The organism is Elioraea sp., assembly GCF_051860475.1.
Lineage (GTDB): Bacteria > Pseudomonadota > Alphaproteobacteria > Acetobacterales > Acetobacteraceae > Elioraea.
The window spans coordinates 1-7,529 of sequence record NZ_JBHYDW010000179.1 but is presented as its reverse complement, the minus strand read 5'-3'; the positions used below and the strand labels follow the sequence as shown (position 1 = coordinate 7,529).

General features: G+C 68.5%; 3 protein-coding genes. 2 read left to right on the top strand and 1 reads right to left on the bottom strand.

Annotation, left to right across the window (positions count from 1 at the left end; genetic code table 11):
• Positions 1–5,201, bottom strand: a 5,201-nt coding sequence (locus tag ACTIFU_RS21145; protein ID WP_439580303.1) for a glucoamylase family protein, incomplete at its 3' end; no start/stop codon positions are given.
• Between the two features lie 1,467 nt (positions 5,202–6,668).
• On the opposite strand from ACTIFU_RS21145, the gene ACTIFU_RS21140 reads away from it, so the two are divergent.
• Both ACTIFU_RS21140 and ACTIFU_RS21135 read left to right on the top strand, forming a co-directional pair.
• Positions 6,669–6,911, top strand: coding sequence for a YMGG-like glycine zipper-containing protein (locus ACTIFU_RS21140; protein WP_439580302.1), 243 nt, complete (start codon positions 6,669–6,671; stop codon positions 6,909–6,911).
• A gap of 45 nt (positions 6,912–6,956) precedes the next feature.
• The gene (locus ACTIFU_RS21135; protein ID WP_439580301.1) at positions 6,957–7,433 is read left to right on the top strand and encodes an OmpA family protein; all 477 of its coding nucleotides are present in this window, start codon (positions 6,957–6,959) and stop codon (positions 7,431–7,433) included.
• Positions 7,434–7,529: the final 96 nt, after the last annotated feature.

The following is a 7,529-nucleotide window of genomic DNA, read 5'->3' as shown; positions in this document are numbered from 1 at the left end:
AAGGTGACATGCACAACCGCTCCCGGCGCCACACGCACCCGGCGGCGCAGGGCGAAGATCGGATCGAGCACCGTCCCCACCGTGCCGGGAAGCGGCCGGTCATCACTGAGCCCGGCCGGCTGTCGAAGGTCGCCGCCGCGCCCGAGGAACCGGGTGCGGTCGGTCTCGATCTCCGGCTCGCCCAGCGCTCCGCCGTCGGTGATCGCCAGGTGCGCGGCCCAGACCTCGGGCTCGAGCGGGGCGCGCCGCCGCCGCGTCGCAGCGATCGCGCCGGAGTCGGCGAGATACTCCGTCTGCACGAACAGCTTCGAGAACGCTGGATGCGCGACATCGGCCGCCTGTGGGGCCAGCGCGAGCTCCGCATAGGACGTGACCTCGATCTCGCGGACGCGGCTGCCGGTGTTGGCAATCGAGATGCGGCGGACCTCGGCGTCGTCCTCGGCCGAGACGATCACCTCCATCGTGGTGGTGAGCGTGCCGTCGCGACGCGTGAACTCGGCCCGATCGTCGTGAAACACGACACCGTAGTCGTCGGGCTCGGCGCCGCTCGGCTGGAAACCCGCCGACCAGACGGCGCGGCTCTCGACATCGCTCAGGTACATATACGAGCCCCAGTCGTCGCAGGTCGGGTCCGCGCGCCACCGGGTGATGGCAATGTCCTGCCAACGGCTGAATCCCGAGCCGGCCGCCGTGAGCATGACCGTGTAGCGGCCGTTCGAGAGAAGATGCGTGACGGGCGGCGTGTCGTGGGCAGAGGCGTAGCGTCGGCCGCGCGGCGCTTCGACCTCCTCGATCCTCGCGCTCGACCGAGGCTCGGCTTGCCAGGGACGGACCACGTCAACGTCGCGCGGCGTTCGTTCCTGGAGAAGCAGCTCGGTCGCCTGGATCATGGGTTCGGCATGGAACCGCGCGCGCATCGCGCCATCCAGCAGCGCGTCGGCGATGGCGACGATCGTCATGCCCTGATGGTGCGCCATGAAGGCACGCACGATCGCGACGGTCGTGCCGTCCTGGATCCTGCTCGGGGTGTAGTCCAGCGCCTCGCAGAAGCCGTAGCGGCCGAGCGCACCGGCCGAGGCGAGGCGCTCGAAGTTTCGGGCCGCAGCCTGCGGATCGACCATGACCGCGAGTGCCGTGGCGTAAGGGGCGACCACGATGCTGTCGGCGAGCCCTCGCTTCAGGCCGAGACTGGGGACGCCGAAGTTCGAGTACTGGTAGGTGAACTCCAGGTCACGGGCGTTGTAGGCGGATTCCGAGATGCCCCAGGGCACGCCCAGCGTCGCGCCGTAGTCGATCTGGCGCCGCACGATCAGCCGGTTCGTCTGCTCCATCAGGCTTCCCGCCGGCGCGCGCATGACCAACGACGGCATCAGGTACTCGAACATCGATCCCGACCAGGAGACCAGCGCCGCACCGCTGGCGACCGGCGTCACGGCACGGCCGAGGCGGAACCAGTGACGCGCCGGAACGTCGCCCTTGGCGATCGCGATGAAGCTGGCAAGCCGCGCCTCGGAGGCGAGCAGGTCGTAGCAGCTGGGATCGAGCGCCCCCTCGGGCACGAGGTAGCCGATCGACAGCAGCTTGCGGTCGGCGTCGAGCAGGAAGCTGAATTCCATGGCGAGCGCGGTCACCCGCGCGGTGTTTTCGATGGCGGCGAGGCGAACCCGCTGCGTGGCGGTCGCATTCGATGACGCATCGAGATCACGTCGATGGCTCTCGATCGTCGTCCGGCTTGCCTCCGCCCAGAACAGCAGATCCGCTCTACGTTCGTCGCCTCGTTCGGCCGCGATCTCGCGCGCGATATCGATTAAGATCCCGGCATCGGCAGCAAAACCGGCGACATGCCTAGGACTGAGCTCGTCCTGCGGCGTCTGTCGTAGATCCGATGAGAGCCTGGCGAGCGCATCGATCAGGTGCTGCCAGCTCGTGGCCTGGGCCGCGCGTCCATCTTGTAGGCGGGACGCTGCGTCGCGCGCGAGATCGATCGCATCTCCAATGCCGTCGAGCCGCGCCGCGGCGGCAAGCGGCTGATCACGCCACTCCCGGCAGGCATTGGCGAGCGCGATGAGGTGCCCAGCCAGGTTGCCGCTGTCGACGGTGGACACGTAGCGGGGAGTGAGCGGCCGCAGATCCTTCGTGTCGTACCAGTTGTAGAAGTGGCCCCGGAAGCGGTCGAGGCGACCCATGGTCTCCAGCGTCGCCTCCAGCCGCTCGATCGCCTCGGTGGTTCCGAGCCAGCCGAAGTCGCGCGCACTCACGACCGCCAGGAGGTAGAGGCCGAGATTGGTCGGTGATGTCCGGTGGGCGAGCGCCGGCGCCGGGGTCTCCTGGAAGTTGTCAGGCGGCAGCATGTGGTCCACTGGCGTCACGAAGCACTCGAAGTACCGCCAGGTACGGCGCGCGATGAGCCGCAACGCCCGGGCGTCGCTATCGGATGCCGACACTCGTCCGGCGTCAGGCGGGGCGAGGCTAGCCCACCGCGCGACGACCGGCGAGGCGATCCAGGCCAGGGCGAAGGGCAACGCCACGAGCCATGTGCCGTCGGCAGAGAGCGCTCCGAGGGCCAAGGCGACGACACCGATGACGACCGCGCCTGCCATCCGCCAGTAGAGGCCGACCAGGTCTAGACAGGGACCGCTCGTTGCCTGTGCCGCGGTCACCCATTCGAGCAGGTGCCGACGGGTGACGAACAGGCGAGTCAGCGTCCGCGCGATCGCGTCGCCCATCAGCCACGCCTGATGGGCAAGGAACGTGATCATCAGCGCCGAGAGCGTCAGGGCGTCCCGCAGATCGCCGCCGAGCGCGCGCAGATGGCTGCGCAGCATGATGCCGGGACGATGCGGAACGATCGCGCCGATGACCGGGATCAGTGTCGGCAGCACGAGGGTCGCGACCACGACGACGGTCCAGACCAGCGCTGCGCCGAGTGGAAGCATCCATCCGGCAAGCAAGGCAAGGACGGCCGACGGCGCCGACAGCGTGCGCCGCAGGTTGTCGAGCATCTTCCAGCGGCCGATCCCGGGTATGGCCCGGGCCGGCCCGTCCGCCCCGGCAGGTCGCGGTCCGTCCCACAGGATCCACGGCAACAACTGCCAGTCGCCGCGCGCCCAGCGATGGTGGCGCAGTGCCGCGACGTCGTAGCGGGCGGGGAACTCCTCGACGACCTCGACATCGGAGACGAGACCGGCCCGGGCGAACACGCCCTCGAACAGATCATGGCTCAGCAGCGTCGACTCCGGTATCCGCCCGGCGAGGGCGGCCTCGAAGGCGTCGACGTCATAGATCCCCTTGCCGGCGTAGGACCCCTCTCCCCACAGGTCCTGATAGACGTCGGAGACCGCCGCGGCGTAGGGATCGATCCCGCTCATGCTCGAGAAGACCCGCTGGAACAGCGATCCCTCGTGGCCGACCGGCAGCGACGGCGTCACGCGAGGCTGCAGCACCGCATGGCCTTCCACGACCCTGCCGACGCGCGGATCGAGACGCGGGCGATTGAGCGGATGCGCCATCTTGCCGATCAGCCGCCGGACGGTGTCGCGCGGCAGACGCGTATCGGCGTCGAGCGTGATGACGTAGCGGACGTCGCTCGGTACGACGGCGAGCGGCTCGTCCGGCGCTATGAAGGTGGTGTCGGTCGCCCCGCGCAGCAGCCGGTTCAGCTCGTGCAGCTTGCCCCGCTTGCGCTCCCAGCCCATCCAACGCCCTTCGCTTGCGCTCCAGACGCGACGGCGATGCAGCAGCAGGAACCGCTCGCCGCCTGGAGGCGCATCGTAGCGCCGGTTCAGCCGGGCAATGCCGTCCGCCGCGGCGGCCAGCAGCGCATCGTCGCCCTCGACCCGCTCGGCGGCGGCATCGGTCCAGTCCGAAAGCAGGGCGAAGTGAAGATCGCCTTCCGGGCTCGCCAGATGGTGCACCTCCAGCCGTTCGATCTGCTCCTCGATGGCTGTCCGTGTCGTCAGAAGCATCGGCACCACGACGAGCGTGCGCAGCTGCGCCGGCACGCCGGTGCGCAGTTTCATGGCAGGCAGGAGGGTCGCGCCGAGACCCCGCATCGTTGCGTGGTTGACGAGCGTAACGGCGGCGTCGATGGCGGGAATGGCGCCCAGGAGGCCGAGCAGGCCGAGCCAGGCTCCGCTCAGCCCACCTGCGGCCAGGGCAAGCAGGGGGATCGCGAGCAGGCTCGCGGCGACGGCCGCGATGGCGCCCGCGTAGCCTCCGACCCCGGCCGCCCGTCTCAGGCGCGCGAGCCGGCTGCGCAGCCCAGGCTGGAAGCCGATGGCGGCCTCGAACGCGCGGCGTCCGCCCGCCAGGAGGTGATACCCGGGATCACGACGTCGATCGTCTGCGATGCCCAAGTCGGTGGACCCGGCGTGCTCTGCCGCCAGGATCGCATTGCGCGCGATCTCGAGTTCCGGACGGTCCGAACCGCGCGCCAGATCCTCGATCGCGCTGCGATAGAGATTGCGGGTCGGGAAATCCATATCCAGGAAGCAACCGCCGACGGCAAGTGCATCGTCGACAAGGCTGACGCTCTCGAACAGTTCCGACCAGTCGACGTCGGCAATCAGCCGCATGCTGGTGATGATGTTGCGCACGGTGACCGTCGATGCGCCCTGTCGCTGGTGTTCCTCGTGCACCACGGCGTCAGCCGTTGCGCCCTGTGCTGCAAGGCATTCGTCGAGCCAGGTCAGCGCCGGGGTGATCCGTGGGTCCTGATCGCGAAGCCTGTGCACAAGCTGGACGGCGAACGCATCCGGCAGCGTCGCGCGCCGGCGCTCCGCGAGCGCCACCGTGACCGGCTCGGCGGCGCGCCCGCCACTGCCCAGCAGGCGGTCCGCGAGACGGTCGGCCTCGTGCCGTGCGGCGCGATCGTGCATCAGCCGCTCCGCCAGCCGCCTGAGGTTCTCGACGAGAACGATCCTGAGCGTGATCGCAACCGCCCAGAGCTCGCCGATCGTCAGCGGCTGAACCTCCTGGTAGGCGCGCAGATAGCGACGCAGTGTTGTGACATCAAATCGACTGTCGGTATGCGCGACGTATGCCCACATCATGCCGAACACACGCGGGAATCCGGTGAAAGGTCCGGCGGCGAGCTTCGGCAACTGGCGATAGTATCCGGGCGGAAGCGCGGTTCCGATCTCGCGGATCTGCCGTTCGACGAGGTGGTAGTTGTCGAGCAGCCACTCGGCCGCGGCCGTCATCGCGGCTCCTGTTCCGGTCGCCCGGGAAAGGGCACGGTAGGCATCAAGGAGCACCGATCCGTTGTCAGCAAGCCGCCTTTCCAGCGGATGGCCCTTCGTGGCCTTCGGCGTGATCGCCTGCGCGGCCGCCAGGCTGCGCGCATGCTCCTCCAGGCGCTGGACGCTGAACAGCTCTTCGCGAACTGGATTCGTATTGGTCCAAAGCGCGGCCGGCGCGCCGGGCCCGACGAGGCGAAGGATGAGTTGTCTCACGCAGTCCCTTCCAGCGCGTGACACTGCCCCAATGGACTGATCGCAACGGTTGTGGTCAGCGCCATGAAGTGTCTGCCGAGCGCGATCGGCATCCTCCTCGTTGGGCGCCTGAACGGGCCGGTCGCCGGAGATGCGTGGTCAGCCTTCGTCGTGATGAGCCACTCCCGCCATTTCGCGACAGCGGTGGAGGCGATTGTGCTGCAAGGCCATCGGCCGCTGCGGAGAGAGCCTCGCACCGTCCTCGACTACCACCGACGCCAAGCAGCGCGAGCCGCCGAGGCGACCCGCGCCGAGACCGCGCAGGCGGCCGCCGCAAGGCCAGCGAGGCCAGAGCCCCGCGCGACCCGTGCCGGGCGGTCCGCAGCCCATCGGGTGGGGTCGCGAGCCTTCATGGGATGCTCGGGCATCCCATCGTCCTCGCTCCGCTCCTCGGCAACGCGGTCTGCGGAAACGTCGCGCTCTGCGTTCGCCATGTTCGCCCCTTGACCTGATGCCGCGCGCGCGATCGTCAGGATGGACGACCGGAGCGCGAATGGATTGAGGGATGAACAGTCCTGCGGTCGTGGAGTTGCACGGATGGTCGGTATCGTGATCGACACGGTCGGCCAGGCTGCGTGGCCGGTTAGGACGCCGCGTCCGAGCAACGGCTTGCACCTCGCGCAAGCCTCGGCACCCCGGATTGGGTGCTCGCAGCGAGCTTGCAGCGAGGCAGGGGCGTTCCCGAACACCCGTCTGGCGCTGCGGCAGGGATCTTTTTTGTGGCACTCCTTGGAACCGCGACGTAAGCCGGCTGTTGGCTACTTGTTGGAGTGCACGGCATCCGAGGCAGCGACTGACACGGCGCATCGGCCGGCACCCGCAGGAGCCTGACATGGACCTCACGACGCTGCTGATCATCGTGCTCGTCATCGCTTTGCTTGGAGGTGGCTGGTACGGGCGAGGACGCTGGTACTAGCCGTCCAATGGCCGCTGGCGACTCTCGACAGCGGCATGACCCGGATCGCCCGAGGGTTGCTTGGCAGTGCACCGCGTCGTGCGGATGACGCGAGTCACTCGGGGCGATCGCGGGTTGCGCCGAGGTGGCCCGGCCGCAACGGATATGCGCCGAAGCCAGAGAGAGCCCGTCACAGCAGACCTCCGCAGAGTTCTGGGCTGCAGGACGCGACCGGAGTGATCGAATTGCATGGAGGAACGAGGATGAGTGGAGAAATCAGGATGAAGAGAGCAGCTTTCACGACGATCGGGCTGGCGTCGATGCTCGCGCTTGCCGCTTGCGGCAACACGACCGGCGACCGAGCCATCAGCGGCGGCGGAATCGGCGCCGGGGTCGGCGCGCTCGGTGGTCTGATCGTCGGTGCACCGCTTGAGGGTGCGCTGATCGGCGGTGCTGTCGGCGCCGGCACGGGAGCGCTCACGCGGCGTGACCAGATCGATCTCGGTCGGCCGATCTGGCGATAGGCCGTACCTGGCGTAAACCAGTTCACTGAAGAAATGGAGGCTACGATGGTTCGCACAACGAACGGCCTGAAAGCGTTGACCGCTGCCGTCGCGCTGTCCGTTCTGGCGGCATGCGCCCAGCCGGCGCAGCAGGCTGCACCGCCGCGTCATGACGCCGCAACGAGCGGTCCTGAGTTGGCCGGCGCCTGGTATCAGATCTACTTCGATACCAACAGCGCGGAGATCAACGCGAGAGGCCGGAGGGTCGTCGGCAGTGCTGCCTATGTCATCGCGAACACTCCGGACACGCGGCTGACCGTGGTCGGCCGCACCGATCGCATTGGCGCCCCGCCCGCCAATCTGGTTCTCTCGGAGCGGCGCGCCAAGGCGGTCCGCGATGCGCTGATCGACGCTGGCGTACCGGCTGCGCGGATCGACACCGACTGGACCGGCGAAGTGCGCCAGGGGGCGGCGTTGCAGGACGACGCGACCCAGCCACGGAACCGGGTCGTGGACATCACGGTGGTCAAGGTGCCGATGTGACCGTAGCTGCAGAAGTCTCAGAGCCCATCCGGGAAGTTCTGATTCACGCTGAGGAGGTTGCGGCGAGGCGTCGGAGCATGATGCGGATCATGGCCA